The organism is Streptomyces albipurpureus (genome assembly GCF_023701525.1).
Lineage (GTDB): Bacteria > Actinomycetota > Actinomycetes > Streptomycetales > Streptomycetaceae > Streptomyces > Streptomyces albipurpureus.
Window position 1 is genome coordinate 205,377 of record NZ_JAMQAW010000029.1, and the last position, 19,323, is coordinate 224,699.

Consider the following 19,323-nt stretch of genomic DNA (forward strand, 5'->3'; position numbering starts at 1 on the left):
ATGGCGGCATTCGGCTACTCGGATCTCATCGCCCTGGACCTCGGCAAGTTGAACACGGCGGTGGGCGACTGGCAGACCATGGTCGGTGAGTTAGCAAAGCTCAAAACTGAGGTCACCGACGGAATGGTGAAGAAGTCTGCGGCAGCACGCTGGGAGGGCGTCAACGCCAGCGTCACCAAGGAGTTCGTCGGTAGCACGGCAAAGGAGTTCGGCGATCTGCACGCACAGGCGCAGAGCATCCACAGCGTACTGGCTGACGCCCACGGCGAGCTGACACGAATACAGAAGCAGGCCAGGAAGCTGACGGAGGAGGCCCGGCGGGGAAACCCAGAGCGGTACCCAGAAGCCGACCCTGGACTGCTGATTTCGGACGGCAGCAATGGCACCGTGAAGGTCGTCTCGACCATCTGTGACGCGCAGGGTCCATCTCAGCGAACCCAAGACATGGTCCAGTGGTACGCCGACACCCTGACAGGGCTCGTGGCGCACGCGGCTGAAGTCGATGCCGCGGTCACTCGGGCGCTGAAAACGATCCATGGAGGTGACCCCTTCAACGCCGGTCATGCCACCCACACCTCACTCGACCAGGATCAACTGCCGCGCGCAATGAAACTCGCCGCGTTGGGTGGAGATGCAAACGACCGACAGCAGGACGAGCTACGGAGGTTGTGGCAGTCCTTGAGCCCCCAGGCACGAGCAGAGTTGTGGATGGGGCAGCGAGACAACCTCCTCGCTGCTGGCCTGTTGAGTCCCACGGTAAAGAAGGTGGCGGCGGACCGCGGGTCTGGACGCTTCGACTCGGAGGACCCCGGCGGGGACGAATGGATCACTCGCGAAAAGATGCATCTGCTGATCACAGGGTCGGAGTGGTCGGGTATGAACGACGCCGGAAAGCACATGATGCACTACCTGGACAGAAGCGGCGATCCATTGGAACTTCCCGTCGACAGAATGCTCTCGGACGACGAGGATTTCAAGAATCACATCGATAATCAGATCCGGCGCCGCCAGGACGAATGGCGTGAACAGGCACTGGCAGAGTTTCATAGGAACGGGGGAAAACCGATTGCGATCCCAGTTGAAACCGTGAACCGGGATTACACTTTCGATCAAGAAAAGGAAGGCAACTGGTACTACGCCGTGGGGTCCACTCGATCGAATGTGACTGGAATAGTCACCGTCACCCCGGATGCTACCGGACAGCCCAGGGTCGGTCTCGAATATCAGGCCAACGCATGGGATCGCTATAACTGGGACAAAGGGAAAGGCGTACAGATCGGCCCCGTTGACATTCCAGATGGAGAGATGGGACGGCAACACACAGTGGGCCACGCCCAAGAATTCGATATGGCGGGCAGTAGCTCAGTGAAACACTATGACCTCGGAGGGGCTACTCCGAACACCGATCCCCTGCCCAAGCCCCCAGACCCAGGCCGGGATGGCGGACGGACGGATCCGGGACGGTGACCGCTTCACTCGATCGCTCTGAGCGGCTCTCGCTGCCTGCCCGGTCACTCATTGTCGTCGCCACCCTCGTCGTTCTCGTGGGTGGAGCCTTCCTCGTCGTCAATCAACTCACCGACAAGGTCACCTCGGATCAGGTAAAGAAGGAGAAGGACTGCTGCTGGGTAAGTGGCGCAACGCCCGCTTGGACGATCAAGCTCTTCGGCTTGCAGGTTCCCAAGACCGCCACCGACCAGCGCGCCGGCTACAAAACCGGCCGGATCGATATCGCCCTCCTCTCCTTTGTCTTGCCAAGACCCGATGCAGAGAAGTACTTGAAGGCGTTGAGCCCGGAAGGTACCAAACTGATCGGCAACGACCACCCGAAGGAGAAGGGATACAGGCCGACGGCGCCATTTTCCCACTTGGGACTCCCGGAGCCGGAGACCATCGTGACGGGGATGCGCCAGGGCGGTGTCTGTGAGGGGGATGTCTCCACGCCCGAGGGCAAGATGGTCAGCCGCTGTATCGACATCTTCGCCCAGGTACTGGGCTCGGGCGGCACCCGGATCTATCTGCGGTCATCCATCGAACCGAGCGCCACTCCTCCCGCAGCCGAACCGGCCGGGAGTTGACCACCGGCTCACCGGGGAACGCGGTCAGCGCGATGTGCGCCCTTGCTTCCAACTCCCCCCAGGGGGCGGTTTGAGAGGGTTTCTTTTGGCGTGTCCGGTGTTCTCGTGGCGCTCTGGGAAGTGTCCGCTCTGGTAGGTGTCCAGAGCATCCGGAACGAATGGAGAGATCTAGTGATCCTGCGCAAGCTCGGAGTGTCGCTGGCAGTCGTGACCGTCATGATGACCGGAATCACGGCGCTGGCCACCAGTCCCGCCGCTGCCTCCGCCGCGATGAGAAGCCAACCGACCGCAGCGACCTCGATCCCCGTGCCCGCCGTCTACTGCGGCTACCACGGAGCCGTGACCCCGCCCACCGTCCGAAGGGGCAGCTCGGGCAATGCCGTCAGAGAAGCCCAGTGTCTGCTCCAACACTGGGGCTTCGACATCGGTCCATCCGGGGTTGACGGTAGCTTCGGCGCCCGCACCGAGGCCGCGGTGCGGGATATCCAGGGTGCCTGCGGGATCGGTGTCGACGGGATCGTCGGTCCCGTCACCTGGAATGTGCTGCGCAACGGCTGCTGAACCAGCGTTTCCCACGGGCCCGGCCCAGCCGCCCGGGCCCGTTCCGCTGCCCGGCCCGTTCCGCTGCCCGGCCTGTACGGCCCCTGGGAGCCCGCCCGTCGCGCCGGCGCCAGCGCGGCTCTTGGGCGTACCGGGTCAAGGCGCCGGTACGCCCGTCCTGGCGCGCACCGACCGTTCCTACGTCAGGCCTGGGTCATGGCCTCGCGCTAGCGACAGAGATCGTCGATGGTCTGCTGGAAGCCGGGGAACTCCTTCGCCGCCGCGGCGAGCACTTCATGGGCCGAGCGGCGAGGGAGCTGGGCGTGACGCTCGGCTATCGCCGTGAGCTCGTCATGGGGTTGCGGATCGCGCTGCGGATACTCGACGGCCTCGAAGGGGCCGAACCCGTCGGCCAGCAGCCACAGGTACTCGCTGAGATCACGGGCGACCACACCCGTCTCCCCTTCCGAGCCGAAGAAGGCCACCGGCTGCCCGGTGAGTTCCGTATCCGGCCGCACCAGCCAGAGCGCTACATAGCCGCCGGTGCCGTCCTTGCCGAACAGCCGGAACCCGTCGCCGTCGAGTTCATGGTTGCCGGTCCAGGAGCGCAGCCAGTCCGTGGTTTCCTCGGCGGAGACAGAGTCGTCAAAGGGATAGAGATCGACGCCGTCGCCGTCGGCGTACTCAAACTCGACCTCGGCCACGGCAGCGAGGGCGGCGGGGAAATCACGATCATCGATGAGAGACACAGCCGCAGGCTAGCGCTCTGAGCGAGGACATCGGAATGTCGGCCAGATCCGGCCACAAGGGCAGAAACGTGCCGCCGAGAAATCACTCGGGCGCCCCCTGCACCCGACTGCTCATGGGTGGTGGGCCCGTTGACCCGGCCCGCACAGCGAGTGGCCGACTGACAGCACTGTGCCCGGACGGGTGGCCCCGCCCGGGCACAGCCGCGTCGAGTGCCACGACTCCTTGAAGACCGGACCGGAGATCGGACCGGAGACAGGCCCGGGATCGGGCCGCTCAGGGTGCTTTGGCGCCGCACCCTGAGCGGCCCGATCGTGGAGACGGCCCGTGGAGACGGTTGACGGCCGCCGGTGGTCCTGGTGGTCCCGGACAGGGACCAGCCCGGTGGAGGTGGACTAGAGGAACGAGTTGATCTCGATCGTCTCGGTGCGGCCGGGGCCCACACCGATCGCCGAGATCGGCGCACCCGACATCTCCTCCAGCGCCTTCACATACGCCTGGGCGTTCTTCGGCAGGTCGTCGAAGGTCTTGGCCTTGGTGATGTCCTCGGACCAGCCGGGCAGCATCTCGTAGATGGGCTTGGCGTGGTGGAAGTCCGTCTGTGAGTAGGGGAGCTCCTCGACGCGCTTGCCGTCGATCTCGTACGCCACGCAGACCGGGATCTGCTCCCAGCCGGTCAGCACGTCCAGCTTGGTGAGGAAGAAGTCCGTCAGCCCGTTGACCCGGGTCGCATACCGTGCGATGACCGCGTCGAACCAGCCACAACGGCGGTCGCGGCCGGTGGTGACACCCCGCTCGCCGCCGATGCGGCGCAGCGCCTCGCCGTCCTCGTCGAAGAGTTCGGTCGGGAACGGTCCCGCGCCCACCCGGGTGGTGTAGGCCTTGAGGATGCCGATGACCCGGCTGATCTTCGTCGGACCCACGCCCGAGCCCGTGCAGGCACCGCCCGCGGTCGGGTTGGACGAGGTGACGAAGGGGTACGTGCCGTGGTCGACGTCGAGCAGTGTGCCCTGGCCGCCCTCGAAGAGGACCACCTTGCCGTTGTCGATCGCGTCGTTGAGCAGCAGCGTGGTGTCGGCGACGTACGGCCGAAGCTGCTCGGCGTACTGGAGCATCTCCTCGACCATCCGGCCGACCTCGATGGCCCGGCGGTTGAAGACCTTGGCGAGCAGCTGGTTCTTGGACTCCAGCGCCGCCTCGACCTTCTGCTCCAGGATCGACTCGTCGTAGAGGTCCTGGACCCGGATGCCCACGCGGTTGATCTTGTCGGCGTAGGTGGGGCCGATGCCCCGACCCGTGGTGCCGATCTTCCGCTTTCCGAGGAACCGTTCCGTCACCTTGTCGAGGGTGACGTTGTACGGAGTGATGAGATGAGCGTTGCCACTGATCAACAACTTTGACGTGTCCACGCCACGGTCGTTGAGCCCGCTCAGCTCGGAGAGCAGGACGGCCGGGTCCACAACGACACCGTTGCCGATGACCGGGGTGCACCCCGGTGAGAGAATCCCGGAGGGGAGGAGGTGCAGCGCGTACTTCTGGTCGCCGACGACGACCGTATGGCCGGCATTGTTGCCACCTTGGTAGCGCACTACGTAATCCACTGATCCACCGAGCAGGTCGGTGGCCTTCCCCTTACCCTCATCACCCCACTGAGCACCGAGCAGCACAAGTGCGGGCACAGGCGTACACCCCTTCCGGGCGGGGCATGTCCAGGATCAGGGGGCGTGAGCCGTGCCTGAGTCCGCGGACCGGTTGCCCCGGAATAGACGAAGCCCCTGGCGCAATAGCGCAAGGGGCTCTTGCACAAAGATGCTACCCGAGGAAGGACCGAGGTGTCGGCTCACGACCAGCTGCTGGTGGTCATCGACCCGGTCGCCCGCCGAAGTGACGGCGAGTCCGTGCGGATCGCGAAGGATGTTCTGTGCGGTGGTTCGGAGGCGAAAATCCTCCTTCCAGAGGGTCCCGAGGACTTTGCGCGGGCCCTCGCTCGCAGGGGCTCCCGACGGCCCGTCGTGGTGGGTGACGACCGGGCACTACTGCGTGCCGTGGCGCTGTTGTACCGGGATCGCTGGCTGGGAAACGGGGCACTGTCCCTGGTTCCGGTGGGGCCGGCGCCCGCGATCGCACTGGCGCACTCGCTGGGGGTGCCCAAGGGGGCGGTCGCTGCGGCGCGAGCGGTGTTGGACGGGTCCGTTCGGCGGCTTGACCTGCTGGTGGACGAGAGCGACGGGGTGGTGGTGGGGGATCTCACGATCCCCGCGGTGGGCTCGGGCTACCCGGCCGGGGCGGGGTCCCTCCGGGAGGTCTGGCGTTCGCTGGTGCGCGGCCTGGCGAGACCGATGCCCGCACCACTGGCGCGCCCGCACCGGCTGCGGGTGGAGGTGGACGGGGTGCTGCTGACCGATCTGGACCGGGAGGTGGAGTCGGTGACGATCCGGGCGGTCGGTGGGCGGGCCGAGGTGGTGGTGCGACCGGCGCACCCGTTGCGTCCCGGCCTGCTGGTGGAGCCGTTGACCGCGAAGGCGCTGACGGTGACGGTCGCCGGACCGGACTTCCGCTATCGCGCGGACACCACCATCACGGGCCCGGTGCGCACCCGGACCTGGACGCTACGAGCGGGGGCATGGGGACTGACGCTGCCGTCAGCGACGGGCACCTAGCCGGCGCCCGCCCAGCGGGCGCGTCCGCCGCGAGGACCCAGCCGACAGCCACATCAGCCTCGGGAGGCCCGCGTCGCGGCGAACATCGGGCGCGGGCTCAGGCAGAACCGCCGTATGTCCGCTCCCGCTCCTCGCGCCAGCGTTCCAGCAGCAGGGGCAGTTCCTTCCCCAGGAACGCGAAGAATTCCTGGGTCTCCGCCAGCCGCCGTCCCGCAGGGGTGTCGGGCCCGAGTCTCGCCACGCCCTCGCGCATGGTCTCCTCCCAGCTCTTGACGATCTGGTCGCGGTTTCCGAGCGCCTCGTACCACTGGTCGGAGTGCACGCGGTAGCGGTCGCGCCGCGACCCCGGCTCGCGCTCCCGGGAGATCATCGTGACCTGGGAGAGATAGCGCACCGCCCCGGAGACCGCGGCCGGGCTGATCTTCAGCTGCTCGCTCAGCTCCGCCGCGGACATCGCCCCGGAGTCGCAGGACAGGATCGCCGCGAAGACCCGGGCCGGCATCCGGACCATGCCCGCTTCGGTCAACTGGGCGGCGAACCGCTCGACGAAGGCCGACACCACCGCCTCATCCCGCTGCGGCTTGGCCGTCGCGGGCTGCTTTTCGTTCATGGCACCGATCCTCTCCCCTGGTCAGGGCACTCAGCCCAACTTTATACGGTTCCTTAACTTCACAAGTTTGTGAAAACAACGTATGTTCTGAAGTATGACAAGGGCGATTACCGTCTCCGGGCTCCATAAGTCATTCGGACGCACCCCCGCGCTGGACGGCCTTGATCTCTCCGTTGAGCGTGGCGAGGTCCACGGTTTCCTCGGTCCCAACGGCTCGGGAAAGTCCACCACCATCCGGGTCCTGCTCGGCCTGCTGCGCGCCGACTCCGGGGCGATGCAAGTCCTCGGCGGCGACCCCTGGCGGGACGCCGTCACCCTGCACCGCCGCATCGCCTATGTGCCCGGCGATGTCACGTTGTGGCGCAACCTCTCCGGAGGCGAGGTCATCGACCTCTACGGCGGATTGCGCGGCGGACTCGATCGCGCCCGGCGGGCGGAGTTGATCGAGCGATTCCAGCTCGACCCCACCAGAAAGGGGCGGACCTACTCCAAGGGCAACCGACAGAAGGTCGCCCTGGTCGCCGCCTTCGCCTCCGATGTGGATCTGCTGATCCTCGACGAACCGACCTCCGGGCTCGACCCCCTGATGGAGGAGGTCTTCCAGGGTTGCGTGGCCGCTGAACGCGATCGCGGTCGGACCGTACTGCTCTCCTCCCACCTCCTCAGCGAGGTGGAGACCCTCTGCGACCGGGTCAGCATCATCCGCAGGGGCCAGACCGTGGAGACCGGTTCGCTCGCCGAGTTGCGGCACCTCACCCGCACCAGCGTCACCGCCGAACTCGCCACCGCCCCCGGACCCCTACGAGAGCTCCCCGGCGTCCATGACCTCGTCGTCCAGGGCAACCGGGTCAAGCTCCAGGTCGAGACGGACAGGCTCGACGCCGTACTGCGCTCCCTCACCGACTCCGGCGTGCGGTCGCTCATCAGCACCCCACCCACCTTGGAGGAACTGTTTCTGCGGCACTACACCGATGACCGCGGCGGTCAGGCGGTGCCCCGGTGACCACCCTGGCCGAAGCCCCTCACCACGTCCCCCCGCGCACCGGCAGCCGCCCCTTCGCCGGTACGGGAACCCTGCTGCGGCTGGCCCTGCGCCAGGATCGGCTGATGCTGCCGGTGTGGGTACTGGTGCTGGCAGGCGTCACCATCAGCGGCGCCGGCACCATCGAGTCGTTCTACGACACCGAGGCCGAGCGGGCCGAACTACTGCGGTCGATGACCACCAACGGCTCACTGCGGGCGATGTACGGGCCGCTCTTCAGCGACTCCGTCGGCGGACTGGTCGCCTGGCGCTTCGGTGGCTTCAGCGCGCTGATGGCAGCGGTGATGAGCCTGCTCATCGTCATCCGGCACACCCGCGACGAGGAGGAGAGCGGCCGTCAGGAGATGCTGTCAGCGGCCGTGGTGGGACGGCGTGCCCCGCTCACGGCCGCACTGCTCACCGCGCTGATCGCCAACACCGGTATCGCCCTGCTCATCGCCATCGGGCTGGCCGGCCCCGGCGGCTCGGCGGCGGGAGCCCTCGCGCTGGGGCTCTCCATCGGTGGGATCGGGATGCTCTTCGCCACCATGGCCGCCCTGATGGCCCAGCTCACCGAGAGCGCCCGCCTCGCCCGCGGGCTGACGGCGGCCGCGCTGGGCGGCGCCTACGCGCTGCGAGCCGCGGGCGACGCCGCCACCCACGCCGGTTCATCCCCGCTGACCTGGCTCTCCCCGCTCGGCTGGGCGGAGCACATCCGCCCGTTCGGCGCGACCCGCTGGTGGGTGCTGGCGCTGCTCGCCGCCGCCGTCCTCGTACAGGGAGCGCTGGCGTACGCGCTCGCCGGGCGGCGGGATGTGGGGATGAGCTTTCTGCCCACCCGTCCCGGGCCCGCCGCGGGCAGGCTCACCACCACCACCCAACTGGCCTGGCGGCTTCAGCGCGGCGCCCTCCTCGGCTGGGCCGCGGGCTTTCTGCTCGCCGGGCTCGCCTTCGGTTCCATGGCGGACGGGGCCGCCGAGCTCGTCGGTGAGAACGAGGACGCGCGGGAGATCTTTCAACGGATGGGCGGCCAGTCCGGTCTTACCTCGGCGTTTCTCGCCGCCATCGTCGGGATCTGCGCCATGGTCGCCGCGCTCCATGTCGTCTCAGCCGTACTGCGGCTACACGGCGAGGAGACCGCGCAGCGGGCGGAGCCCGTCCTCGCGAACGCGGTCGGCCGTCTCCCCTGGGCCGCCGGCCATCTGACGATCGCCTTCGGCGGAGCGATCGTCATCCTCAGCTGTCTGGGCCTTGGCCTGGCGATCGGCCATGGCGATCAGTTCGGTCCGATCCTCGGGGCGGCACTGGCCCAACTCCCCGCCGTCTGGCTCCTTGGCAGCGTCGCGGTCCTGCTCTACGGGGTGTTCCCCCGGGCCGCGGCGGCGTCCTGGGGTGTCGCCGGAGCGTGTCTCGCCATCGGCTGGATCGGGCCCGCGCTCGACCTCCCGAGCTGGGTACTGGACCTCTCGCCCTTCGGACAGCTGCCCAAACTGCCGGGCGGCTCGCTGGAATGGGCGCCGATCCTGGTACTGACGGCCCTGGCCATCGCCCTGACCAGTGTGGGCCTGGCGGGACTACGGCGCAGGGACCTCCAGACATGAGGTCGGCGGACAGCAGCCGCGTAGGCAGGAGGTCATGGGACCCCGGGCTCTGCGGGCCCCCTTGAGGGCTGCCCCCAGGGCCGACCCCGTCACCCTTGTGGTGCGCGGGCGCTCGCTCACTCCCGCACGGCGGGAACAGCCCCAGAGGCAGGAACCGGCTACAGCTCCACCGGCAGCTCGTACACACCCCGGATCACATACCCCGGCTTCCACCGCGGCTCCCCCACCAGGCGCATCGTCGGGGCGCCTCGCAGCAGCTCACCGAAGGACGCCGCCAGTTCGATCCGGGCCAGCGGTGCGCCCAGGCAGAAGTGGATGCCCGCGCCGAAGGTGATGTGAGCGTTGTCCTCGCGGGCGAGGTCGAGGAGGTCCGCGTTCACAAAGCGGCCCGGGTCGCGGTTGGCCGAGCCGAAGAGGAGCGCCAGCTCAGAGCCGCGGGGCAGGACCGTTCCCGCGATCTCGATGTCATCGAGCACCCACCGCTCGAACATCTGCAACGGGGTGTCGTACCGCATCAGCTCCTCGATGGCCGTGGGGAGCAGGGAGTGGTCGGCCCGCAGCCGCGCCAGCTGCTCGGGATGGCGGAACAGGGTCCACCAGCCGTTCGCCGTGGTGTTGACGGTGGCCTCATGACCGGCGTTCAGCAGCAGCACACAGGTGGAGATCATCTCCTGCTCGCTGAGCCGGTCGCCCTCCTCATAGGCGGCGATCAGCGCCGAGATCAGATCGTCTCCCGGCTCCTTGCGGCGCTCCGCGATCAGCTCCCGCAGATACGCCGAGAACTCCACCGACGCCCGCACCGCGCGATCCGCCGTCTCCGGCGACGGATTCAACTCGAACATCCCGCAGATATCCGCCGACCAGGGCCGCAACAGCGCACGGTCCGCCTCCGGGATGCCCAACATCTCCGCGATCACCGCAACCGGCAGCGGCTCGGCGACATCGGCGAGCAGATCGCCACCGCCCGCCCTGATGAGGTCCGCGACCAGTTCGGCGGCGAGCCGCTGCACGGTCGGCTCCAACCGGGCCACGGTCCGCGGAGTGAACGCCTTGGTGATCAGCCGGCGGATACGGGTGTGGTCCGGGGCCTCCAGATCGAGGATGCCGTTGTCGTTCAGCGTGTGGAACGGCTCGTGCTCGGCCAGCGGAGGCGTACGCCCGAACTCCTCATGGGAGAAGCGGTGCAGATACGTCCGTCCGAGGCGACGGTCACGCAGTAGCGCCGACACATCCTCGTAGTGCGGTACGAGCCACTGCCCGGTGGGCTCGAACCAGTGCACCCGCCCCTGCGCCCGCAGCTGCTCGTACGCGGGGTACGGGTCGGCGACGAAGGAGGGTGACCACGGTTCGAAGAGTGCGCTCATATCCGGACGCTAACCCTCCGCGCCCTGCTGTGACCAGTGCTGATCAGGAGGCTCAACCCGTTTGTGACCAGCAAAGACACCTCATCCGTGCCACCGTCGCCAACCGGACACCCGTCCGCGAACAAGGCGCCGGACTAGCCCGGTGTCACCAGCCGCGCCTCATACGCGAACACCGCGGCCTGAGTCCGATCCCGTAGCCCGAGCTTCACCAGGATCCGGCTCACATGCGTCTTGATGGTGGATTCCGCGACCAGCAGATGGGAGGCGATCTCCGCGTTCGACAACCCCTGGGCTATCAGCACCAGCACCTCGGTCTCCCGCTCGGTGAGATCCCCGACATGGGAGAGCGAGGGCGCCTTGGGGGCCTGGGTGAGCTTGGAGAACTCGGTGATCAACCGCCGGGTCACCGTCGGTGCCAGCAGCGCGTCACCCGCCGCCACCACCCGCACCCCGTCCGCCAGCTGCCGGGCGGACGCGTCCTTCAGCAGAAAGCCGGACGCCCCGGCGCGCAGCGCCTGGTACACGTACTCGTCCAGATCGAAGGTGGTGAGCACCAGCACCTTCGACGAGCTGCTGCTCGCGACGATCTCGCGGGTGGCCTCGATGCCGTTGAGCTCGGGCATCCGGATGTCCATCAGCACCACGTCCGGGGCGAGCTCGGCGACCTTGGTGACCGCCTCCCGGCCGTTGACGGCTTCCCCGATGACCTCGATGTCAGGCATCGCGTTCAGCAGGACCGAGAAGCCCTCACGCACCATCATCTGGTCGTCGACGATCAGCACACGAATGGTCGACGTGGTGGGGGTGGCGGTCATGCCTGCTCCTCGGTGACTGCGGCGGGCACGGGGATGAAGGCGGTCACCTCATACCCCCCGTGCTCGGTCGGCTCGGCGGTCATCTCGCCATTGAGCATGGTCACACGCTCCCGCATCCCGGTGATCCCGTGCCCCGCCCCCGGCGACGGCTTCACCAGACCCTGGGGTGCGGTGTTCACGATCCGCAGCCCGAGCCCGCCGAGCACATGGGAGACCTCGACCTTGGCCGTCGATCCGGGTGCGTGGCGCAGTGCGTTGCTCAGCGCCTCCTGGATGATCCGGTACGCCGACAGTTCGATGCCCGGGGGAAGCTCCCGCACGGCGCCGGTGATGGTCTTCTCCACCGTCAGACCGGCCTCCGCCACATTGCGCAGCAACTGGTCGAGATCGGCCAGCATCGGCTGAGGGGCGTCCGGGGCCTCGTAGTCCTCCGCGCGAACGACTCCGAGGATGCGGCGCAGCTCGGTCAGGGCGGCCACCGCGTTCTCCCGGATGGTGATGAAGGCCTGCTCCAACTCGGGCGGCGGGTTCTCCACCCGGTAGGGCGCGGCCTCCGCCTGGATCGCCACCACCGACATGTGGTGGGCGACCACATCGTGCAGCTCGCGGGCGATGGTGGTGCGCTCCTCAAGGAGGGTGCGCCGATCGCGTTCCACGGCGGTGACGGTCTTGTGGGCGGCGACTTCTTCCCTGGCGTCCTTGCGGACGAGGTAGGTGGTAGCCAGCAGCATCAGCACCGCGGCCGCGAAGAGCAGCTGCGAGGTGTTGGTCGAGGCCCAGCGGTCCAGCAGGGACTCGGTGAAGTACCCGGCCAGCGCGGTGATCAGCCACATCCACATGGCGCTGCGGGGCCGGGTGCGCAGGGTGACGATGGTCAGCACACAGAGATGGCCGAAGAAGAGGGTGGGCGGCCAGGGCCATGTCCCCCCGTCGTACCCGCCCGTCGCGTTGACCAGGGGAACGGCCGCGATCGAGATCCAGAACCCGCCGACGGGCCGTACCAGCGTCATCGCCAGGGCGAGGATGGGCACCGCCACGCTCAGCGTGGAGCTGAAGCCGGTGACCCTGGAGGCCCCCCAGGCGAACAGGGTGAAGAGGCAGAGCATCCCCACGGCGCCATGGGGCGCCCATACGGCCAGCCGCCGTATTCGTGCCGGTAGCCGGCGGATCAGCGGGCCGTCGGGGCGCAGTGGTGGCAGGGGTCGGTAGGCGAAGGCATGGAGGACAAGGTCCTGGCGGAGGCCGCCCAGGGCCCCCATGGCCAGGCGGTACTCGGGAGGTCTGGTCTTCTCGGTCACCTACAGAACGGTAAGGGGAAGGACGGACGCGGTCGTCAGCATCACTATGGACTCCGCCGCGTCCGCCCTAAGGACTACCTGGGGTTCCCTCGGTAGGACAGATCAGCCGCGAAAGGCGTCCGCGTGCTCTTTCGCCCACTGTGCGAAGCTCCGCGGCGGGCGCCCGGTGACCTTCTCCACGGTGTCCGCGACGGTGCGTCCGACGATCGGGGTGTCGCGGTAGACCATCAGCAGGAACTCGATCACCTCATCCGACTGCCCGGCCGCCCGCCACTGCGCCAAGGCCTCCTCCTCGGTCAGTTCCACCAGCCGAACCGGCTTCCCCCGGGCGGCGGCGAGCGTCTGTGTCTTGTCCTCGACGCTCAGCGCCTGCGGGCCGGTGACGATGTACTCCTGCCCGCCGTGCCCGTCCTCGGTGAGGGCGACGGCGGCGACCGCGCCGATGTCCGCCTCATGCACCATGGCGCTCAATCGCGCCACGAACGGCTCGCGCACCTCGTCCCCGGTGCGGATGCCCTCGGCCCATTCCAGCGCGTTCGACATGAACTCCACCGGCATCACCACGGTCCAGACGAAGTCGCTCTCCCGGACCGCGGTCTCCAACGGGGTGGGTCCACCGCCGTGGAGGACGGAGATCCGCCGCACCCCGGCGGCCCGAGCCAGCTCCAGAATCCGCGGGCCGGTCTCCAGCGGAGCGAAGTAGGGGCCGCCGAAGGTGATCAGATGCAGACCCGTCACTCCCTCCAGGGCGGGTACGAGGGACTCGGGGTCGGTGAGGTCGCCCCGCACGGTCTCGACCCCGGCGGGGAACCGGGCCTTGGCGGGGTCACGGGTGAGGGCGCGCACGGAGTGGCCGCGTTCCAGCAGCTGCTCCACGATCTGCCGGCCTACGGTTCCGGTTGCTCCGGTGATGAGATGAGTCATGGGAGGAACATAGAAAGACTTGCGGTCAGCTTCTGTCCTCAACCAGGAGGGTCCGCGGTGGGTAGGTCCGCATGGGTAGGTCCGCGTTGACAGGCCACCGACTCCGACCGCGAGCCACTACCGTCCTGACCTGACTCGTCCTGGCTGCCAACCTCGCCGGGGCCGGGGCCGTCCCCCGAACCTGTCCGCGGCGACCCGAGACCAGTTCTGTCCTCGGCCGATCGACCCCGGCACCTCGGTCCGGGGCGCCGAGCACGCGGTAACCGGGTACCGGGTGCGGGCCGCTCACCAGGCCAGTTGGGCGATCTCCTCGGCCGCCACCGCACAGGCGTCCGCCGCCGGATCGATCAGCGGAAAGTGCCCGATCTCCTCCAGCAGGGTCAGTCCCACCATCTCCCCGGCCTTCGCCGCGGCGTCCACGAACGACTCCGCGAGCCCGTACGGCACGGTGAGGTCATCGCGCCCCTGCACCACGGCGGTCGCGATCCCCGTCGGAAGCAGCACCGCCGGGTCGACCTGCGCGGCTCGCTCCGCCAACTCCGCCTCGCCGCCCAGCAGCTCGCGCACCGCCCCACCGCACACATCGAGCTCCACCGCTCCGGTGAGGTCGGCGATCGGCGCCAGCGCCACCACCCCGCGCAGTGGCGGCGGAGCGGCCAGCCGCCACGGCGAACCCACCGGCAGCACATGCCGGGCCGCCGCCCAGAGCGCGAGCTGACCGCCGGCGGAGTGCCCGGCGAGTACCGTGCGCCGGACATCGGCCTGGGGCAGTGCGGTACGGGTGAGTTCCGGCAGCGCGTCCAGTACGGCGGCGATGTCGTCAAAGGTCTCCGGCCAACGACCGGCGACCGGCCCGTCGCCACCCTGCTGGGGCAGGCTCCGGCCGCGCCGGTACTCGACATTGGCGACCGCGAGTCCGCGCCGGGCCAGGAAGTCAGCGAACGGGGTCATGTACTGCCGGTCATAGGGCGCCCGCCAAGCCCCACCGTGCAGCAGAACCACCAGCGGCACGCTGCCATCGGCGCCTCTGGGGGCGTAGAAGTCAACGACCTGATCGGGGTGTTCGCCGTACGCGAGGGACACATCCGGGGCCACTGCGGGATGGGAGAAGGCCGACTCGGTTTCGGCGGCGTCACGGGCGACGGGGTCCGACATGCGGTTCCAACCTTCCGAAGCTGTCTCGGAATTGACCGCGGGACCAAACCAGGCTCCCGCGCAAATGTGCTGACCAGCGGGGACGCTATCAGTCCCCGCTGGTCAGGTTTAAACCTTAAGATCAGGCCAACGTGCCGCGAGGGACTTCCGCCAGGACCTCGACGAGCGCGGCAGCAGCCCTTTCGACCTCCGCGAACGAGGTGTACAGCGGGGTGAATCCAAACCGCAGCACGTCCGGCCTGCGAAGATCCCCCACCACTCCACGCTCGATCAGCCGGCCCATCACGGCCGGCGCCTCGGCGCAGCGCAGCGCCAACTGGCTACCGCGCTCGCCGTGCGCGACGGGAGTCAGCAGGGAGACCCGGGAGCCAGGCCCCCGCACCCCGCCCGCCACCTGGGCGTCCGCGCACTCCAGGAAGAAGTCGCTCAGCGCCAGACTCTTCGCCCGTACGGAGTCGATGGAGACGCCGTCCCAGACCTCCAACGCCGCTTCCAGGGCGAGCAGGGAGAGAATCGCGGGCGTACCGACCCTGCCCCGGACCGCGCCCTGGCCCGGGATGTGGTCGGGGGCCATCGCGAACGGGTCGACATGCGAATGCCAGCCGGGCAGCGGGCTGTCGAACGCCCCTTGGTGCCGCTCGGCGATATAGATGTACGCGGGTGAACCCGGGCCGCCGTTCAGATACTTGTAGGTGCAGCCGATGGCGAGATCCACCCCATGCGCGTCCAGATCCACGGGGAGCGCCCCCGCACTGTGGCAGAGGTCCCAGACCGCGACCGCACCCGCCCCCTGGATGGCGGCGGTCAACGACGGCAGATCGTGCAGCCGCCCCGTACGGAAGTCGACGTGGTTGAGCAACACAACGGCCGTGGCCGGCCCCAACACCGAGGCCAGCGCTCCGGGATCGACCGGCACGATGGTGCAGCCGGTCATCCGGGCCACCGAAGCCGCGATATAGCCATCGGTGGGGAAGGTGGTGGCATCGACGACGATCTCGGTACGGCCCGGCCTCAGCCTGGCCCCCGCCGCTACGGCCTTGAAGACATTGACACTGGTGGAGTCGCCCACGACCAACTGTCCGGGCGCCGCACCCACCAGCGGCGCGATCCGGTCGCCCACCCGCTCGGGCGCCGTCCACCAGCCGCTCTCGTCCCAGGAGCGAATGCGCAGCTCACCCCACTGCCGCTGGACCACATCAGCCACCCGGGCCGGCACATGCGCGGGCAGCGCGCCCAGCGAATTGCCATCCAGATAAATGCCGTCGTCCAGACTGAACAGCTCGCGCCGCGAACTCAGTACATCCGCCGCGTCCGCGGCGGCGGCCTTCTGCTTGAGCGCCTCAGACATAGCTACGCGCCGTCCACAGCTCGGGGAAGACGTTCTTCCGGGCCCGCTTCTCCAGCCAGGCCACACCCGCCGACCCTCCCGTACCCGCCTTGGCCCCCATCGCCCGCCGGGTGGCCACCAGATGGTCATTGCGCCATCGCCACACCAACTCGCCCACATCGGTGAGCGCCTCACCCAGCCGTACCAGCTCGGCGTTCTGGTCCGGGTCCCCGTAGATCCCCGACCAGACCTTCTCGACGGCCTCGGAGGGCTCGTACTTCCGGGTCAGATCGCGCTCCAGCACCGTACGGGGTACGGGCAGACCGCGCCGGGCGAGCAACCCCAGCACCTCGTCGTACAGGCTCGGCTGAGCCAGCGCCTTCTCCAACTCGGCGTGGACGCGCGGTGCGCCACGGTGGGGCACCAGCATCGACGCGGACTTGTCCCCGAGCAGGAACTCCATCCGCCGGTACATCGCCGACTGGAAGCCCGATCCCTCGCCGAGGGCGTCACGGTAGGAGTTGAACTGTGCGGGGGTCAGTTGGCCCAGCGGCTTCCAGGAGGCGTTCAGCGCCTCCAGCTCCCGCACCGACCGCTTCAACGCATCCAGCGCCTCGGGTACGCGGTCCTCACCGAGCGCCTGGATCGCCGTCTCCCACTCATGGACGATGACGGTGAACCACAGCTCCATCACCTGCGTGGTGACCAGGAAGACCATCTCTCCCGGATCTTCGGAGAGCGGGTGCTGCAGATGGGTCAGAACATCCGCCTGGACATAGTCCTCGTACGGAGTGGTGCCCGCGAAATCCAGATGCGGGGCAGCGTCATGTGACATCGCTGTCTCCTCGACGTCCGGGTAGCGGTCCGCCCCTTCCTGTTGGTGTGGGACCCCGGTCCCCACCCGCATCATAAGCCGCGGCCCACACCCCGCGATCTCTGTGGGGCGTGGGCCGTCGTCTGGCTCATGGGCTCCCGCGGCTTGCCACTAGCCGCACAGAGCATCAAAATCCCAGGTCAGTGGCTTAGCCCAGGGTGTCAGCCGCGGTCGGGGACGAGTCGCGCAGGAAGGTCGCGCAACGCTCGTACTCCGCCTGCTCCCCAATGGACTGCGCGGCCCGGGCCAGCGCGTGCAGGGCACGCAGGAACCCGCGGTTGGGCTCGTGCTCCCACGGCACGGGACCGTGCCCCTTCCAACCGCTGCGGCGCAGCGAGTCAAGGCCACGGTGATAGCCGGTACGGGCGTAGGCGTACGACTCCACCACACTGCCGCGCTCATAGGCGTCGTCCGCGAGCCGCGCCCAGGCGAGTGAGGAGGTCGGATACTTGGCCGCCACTTCGGCGGGGGACGTCCCGGAAGCGAGCAGCTCACGCGGCTCCGGGTCGTCGGGGAGATGAGTCGGGGGCGGGCCCCCGAGCAGGTTTTCATGGATGCCCATACGCCAAGTGTCCCAGGCCCGGCCCGCTACGACCGCGGACCCCGACCGGATCACCGAAACGAGCCCACCCCGGCCTCAGCCACCCGCGGGCGACTCCTTGGGCCGGGCCTCCAGCGGGGGTGCGCCAACCCCGCAGTTCATCCGGCATTCCGGACGTACCTCCGCCCCCTCGGCAGGCGGTACGGGGCGTCGCACCGCCACCACGGCGATCAGGGCCCCCAGCACCAGCACCCCCGCGCACATCGGCATCGCCCGCCGAAAGGTCTCACCGAACTCATCCGCCGAGCGGTACGCCTCCGGCCCCATCCCCGCAAGCAACGGCAACGCGGCCACCGCAAGCAGACCACCCGCCCGGGCGGCGGCGTTGTTGATACCACTGGCGATCCCGGCCCGTGCGGTCTCCACCGACGACAGGACCGTCGCCGTCAACGGCGCGACCAGGGTCACCATCCCCAGCCCCATCACCACCAGCGCGGGCAGCACATCCGCCATGTACGAGGCGTCCTCGCCCACCCGCAACATCAGCAGCATGCCCGCGGCACACAGCAGCGGGCCCACGGTCAGCGGGATCCGCGGGCCGATCCGCTGCGCCAGCTCCCCCGACTTCGCCGAGAACAACAACATCAACACCGTCGTCGGCAACAGCGCGAGCCCGGCCCCCAGCGCCGAGTACCCGACCACCACCTGAAGCTGGAGCGCCACCAGGAAGAAGAAGCCACCGAACCCGGCATACACACAGAGCGTCACCAAGTTGATCGAGGTGAACAAACGCGAGCGGAAGACCGACAACGGCAGCATCGGCTCGGCCCGCCGCTTCTCCACCCCGACGAACACCACCGCGACCACCACCCCGGCGACCCCGGCCACCCACTGCGACCCGATCAGCGCATACGTCACCAGGCCCAACGCCAACGCCCCCAGCACGGCCCCGAGCACATCGAAGCGGTGGTTGTGCGCCGCCGGATCACGCGACTCGGGCACATGCCGCAACGCGATGGGAACACAGAGCGCGGCAAGCGGCACATTGATCAGAAACACCCACCGCCACCCCGGCCCATCCACCAGCCAGCCCCCCACGAACGGCCCGATCGCCGCCCCCACCCCACCGAGCCCCGACCACAGCCCCACCGCCCGCGACCGGTCATCCGGGTGAAGACTCGCCTGGATCAACGCCAGCGACCCCGGGGTGAGCAGCGCCGCCCCCACCCCCTGGAGCGCCCGCGACAGCACCAGCATCTCCCCACTCTGCGCCAGCCCGCACAACAACGACCCACAGGCGAACCAGACCACCCCAATGACAAACACCTTCCGCCGCCCATACCGATCCCCAAGCGCCCCGCCCAACAGGATCAGCCCGGCCAGCGACAGCATGTAGGCGTTGATCGTCCACTGAAGTACGGCCATATCCGCGTTGAGGTCCTCCCCGATGCGCGGGAGAGCGACGTTGACCACGGTCGAATCCAACAGGGCCATGCTGGAGCCGAGCACGGTGGTGAGGACCACCCATCGCCCTGTGGGTGTGGATAGCCGGATGTCTCCCGGGTGGGCGTCCATAGAGGGATCATCGCAGCGCTCGGGGCAGGGTGCTCCTTGGCGAGGTGGTCCCCCTTGGCGGGGGTGCTGGTGCCTGGGGGCTTGGGTTCTCCGGCTGGGCGGCCCTGTTTTGGTGTCCTCACCTGGGGTGGAGGGTTCCGTCCTCAAACGCCGGACGGGCTGGGGTTGTCCCTTGGCGGGGTGCCTTGTTTGG

General features: G+C 68.6%; 18 protein-coding genes. 6 read left to right on the top strand and 12 right to left on the bottom strand.

Annotated features, from left to right (window positions below):
• From NBG84_RS23740 to NBG84_RS23750, 3 genes are all read left to right on the top strand, one after another.
• A complete protein-coding gene (locus NBG84_RS23740; RefSeq protein ID WP_250921589.1) occupies nt 1-1,467 on the top strand; it encodes a hypothetical protein in 1,467 nt (488 codons plus the stop codon).
• Nucleotides 1,464-2,078 (top strand): hypothetical protein, encoded by a 615-nt coding sequence (locus tag NBG84_RS23745; protein WP_250921590.1) that lies wholly within the window; start codon nt 1,464-1,466, stop codon nt 2,076-2,078. The genes NBG84_RS23740 and NBG84_RS23745 overlap by 4 nt, the downstream gene beginning before the upstream one ends.
• 171 nt (nt 2,079-2,249) lie before the next feature.
• Nucleotides 2,250-2,639, top strand: a complete 390-nt coding sequence (locus NBG84_RS23750) for a peptidoglycan-binding domain-containing protein (protein ID WP_250921591.1) — start codon at nt 2,250-2,252, stop codon at nt 2,637-2,639.
• 206 nt (nt 2,640-2,845) lie between these two features.
• On the opposite strand, the gene NBG84_RS23755 is transcribed toward NBG84_RS23750, so the two are convergent.
• Together NBG84_RS23755 and NBG84_RS23760 are read right to left on the bottom strand one after the other, a co-directional pair.
• A complete protein-coding gene (locus NBG84_RS23755) occupies nt 2,846-3,367 on the bottom strand; it encodes an SMI1/KNR4 family protein (protein WP_250921592.1) in 522 nt (173 codons plus the stop codon).
• A gap of 393 nt (nt 3,368-3,760) precedes the next feature.
• Nucleotides 3,761-5,044, bottom strand: coding sequence for an adenylosuccinate synthase (locus NBG84_RS23760; protein ID WP_250921593.1), 1,284 nt, complete (start codon nt 5,042-5,044; stop codon nt 3,761-3,763).
• Nucleotides 5,045-5,197: 153 nt separating this feature from the next.
• On the opposite strand from NBG84_RS23760, the gene NBG84_RS23765 reads away from it, so the two are divergent.
• Nucleotides 5,198-6,025 (top strand): diacylglycerol kinase family protein, encoded by an 828-nt coding sequence (locus tag NBG84_RS23765; RefSeq protein ID WP_250921594.1) that lies wholly within the window; start codon nt 5,198-5,200, stop codon nt 6,023-6,025.
• A 97-nt stretch (nt 6,026-6,122) separates the two neighbouring features.
• Here the strand turns inward: NBG84_RS23765 and NBG84_RS23770 are convergent, their stop codons facing one another.
• Entirely contained in the window at nt 6,123-6,635 is a 513-nt protein-coding gene (locus tag NBG84_RS23770) for a GbsR/MarR family transcriptional regulator (protein ID WP_250921595.1), read from the bottom strand.
• 94 nt (nt 6,636-6,729) lie between these two features.
• Here NBG84_RS23770 and NBG84_RS23775 point away from each other — a divergent pair, with 94 nt between their 5' ends.
• Complete coding sequence (locus NBG84_RS23775) at nt 6,730-7,638, top strand: ABC transporter ATP-binding protein (protein ID WP_250921596.1); 909 nt, start codon at nt 6,730-6,732, stop codon at nt 7,636-7,638.
• Nucleotides 7,635-9,257, top strand: a complete 1,623-nt coding sequence (locus NBG84_RS23780; RefSeq protein ID WP_425608686.1) for an ABC transporter permease — start codon at nt 7,635-7,637, stop codon at nt 9,255-9,257. The genes NBG84_RS23775 and NBG84_RS23780 overlap by 4 nt, the downstream gene beginning before the upstream one ends.
• Before the next feature lie 158 nt (nt 9,258-9,415).
• On the opposite strand, the gene NBG84_RS23785 is transcribed toward NBG84_RS23780, so the two are convergent.
• From NBG84_RS23785 to NBG84_RS23825, 9 genes are all read right to left on the bottom strand, one after another.
• Nucleotides 9,416-10,621 carry a cytochrome P450 gene (locus NBG84_RS23785; RefSeq protein WP_250921597.1) on the bottom strand — a complete coding sequence of 402 codons (1,206 nt, stop codon included), beginning with the start codon at nt 10,619-10,621 and terminating at the stop codon, nt 9,416-9,418.
• Between the two features lie 134 nt (nt 10,622-10,755).
• Nucleotides 10,756-11,436 carry a response regulator gene (locus NBG84_RS23790; RefSeq protein ID WP_250921598.1) on the bottom strand — a complete coding sequence of 227 codons (681 nt, stop codon included), beginning with the start codon at nt 11,434-11,436 and terminating at the stop codon, nt 10,756-10,758.
• Nucleotides 11,433-12,734 carry a sensor histidine kinase gene (locus NBG84_RS23795; RefSeq protein ID WP_250921599.1) on the bottom strand — a complete coding sequence of 434 codons (1,302 nt, stop codon included), beginning with the start codon at nt 12,732-12,734 and terminating at the stop codon, nt 11,433-11,435. The genes NBG84_RS23790 and NBG84_RS23795 overlap by 4 nt, the downstream gene beginning before the upstream one ends.
• Before the next feature lie 102 nt (nt 12,735-12,836).
• A complete protein-coding gene (locus NBG84_RS23800; protein WP_250921600.1) occupies nt 12,837-13,658 on the bottom strand; it encodes an NAD(P)H-binding protein in 822 nt (273 codons plus the stop codon).
• 285 nt (nt 13,659-13,943) lie between these two features.
• The gene (locus NBG84_RS23805) at nt 13,944-14,813 is read right to left on the bottom strand and encodes an alpha/beta hydrolase family protein (RefSeq protein ID WP_250921601.1); all 870 of its coding nucleotides are present in this window, start codon (nt 14,811-14,813) and stop codon (nt 13,944-13,946) included.
• A gap of 121 nt (nt 14,814-14,934) precedes the next feature.
• A complete protein-coding gene (gene kynU / locus NBG84_RS23810) occupies nt 14,935-16,161 on the bottom strand; it encodes a kynureninase (protein WP_250921602.1) in 1,227 nt (408 codons plus the stop codon).
• On the bottom strand, nt 16,154-16,975 hold the full coding sequence (locus tag NBG84_RS23815; protein WP_250921603.1) for a tryptophan 2,3-dioxygenase family protein: 822 nt from the start codon (nt 16,973-16,975) through the stop codon (nt 16,154-16,156). Before NBG84_RS23815 ends, kynU begins: the two co-directional genes overlap by 8 nt.
• A gap of 187 nt (nt 16,976-17,162) precedes the next feature.
• Nucleotides 17,163-17,576 carry a DUF3151 domain-containing protein gene (locus tag NBG84_RS23820; protein ID WP_250921604.1) on the bottom strand — a complete coding sequence of 138 codons (414 nt, stop codon included), beginning with the start codon at nt 17,574-17,576 and terminating at the stop codon, nt 17,163-17,165.
• Between the two features lie 75 nt (nt 17,577-17,651).
• Nucleotides 17,652-19,130, bottom strand: coding sequence for an MFS transporter (locus NBG84_RS23825; RefSeq protein WP_250921605.1), 1,479 nt, complete (start codon nt 19,128-19,130; stop codon nt 17,652-17,654).
• Between the last annotated feature and the right edge of the window lie 193 nt (nt 19,131-19,323).

Bases quoted from the DNA above. Each gene is read 5' to 3' on its own strand.
- NBG84_RS23815 (WP_250921603.1), bottom strand. From the start codon at position 16,975: ATGTCACATGACGCTGCCCCGCATCTGGATTTCGCGGGCACCACTCCG.
- NBG84_RS23820 (WP_250921604.1), bottom strand. From the start codon at position 17,576: ATGGGCATCCATGAAAACCTGCTCGGGGGCCCGCCCCCGACTCATCTC.
- NBG84_RS23770 (WP_250921595.1), bottom strand. From the start codon at position 6,635: ATGAACGAAAAGCAGCCCGCGACGGCCAAGCCGCAGCGGGATGAGGCG.
- NBG84_RS23790 (WP_250921598.1), bottom strand. From the start codon at position 11,436: ATGACCGCCACCCCCACCACGTCGACCATTCGTGTGCTGATCGTCGAC.
- NBG84_RS23800 (WP_250921600.1), bottom strand. From the start codon at position 13,658: ATGACTCATCTCATCACCGGAGCAACCGGAACCGTAGGCCGGCAGATC.
- NBG84_RS23775 (WP_250921596.1), top strand. From the start codon at position 6,730: ATGACAAGGGCGATTACCGTCTCCGGGCTCCATAAGTCATTCGGACGC.
- NBG84_RS23785 (WP_250921597.1), bottom strand. From the start codon at position 10,621: ATGAGCGCACTCTTCGAACCGTGGTCACCCTCCTTCGTCGCCGACCCG.
- kynU (WP_250921602.1), bottom strand. From the start codon at position 16,161: ATGTCTGAGGCGCTCAAGCAGAAGGCCGCCGCCGCGGACGCGGCGGAT.
- NBG84_RS23740 (WP_250921589.1), top strand. From the start codon at position 1: ATGGCGGCATTCGGCTACTCGGATCTCATCGCCCTGGACCTCGGCAAG.
- NBG84_RS23825 (WP_250921605.1), bottom strand. From the start codon at position 19,130: ATGGACGCCCACCCGGGAGACATCCGGCTATCCACACCCACAGGGCGA.
- NBG84_RS23805 (WP_250921601.1), bottom strand. From the start codon at position 14,813: ATGTCGGACCCCGTCGCCCGTGACGCCGCCGAAACCGAGTCGGCCTTC.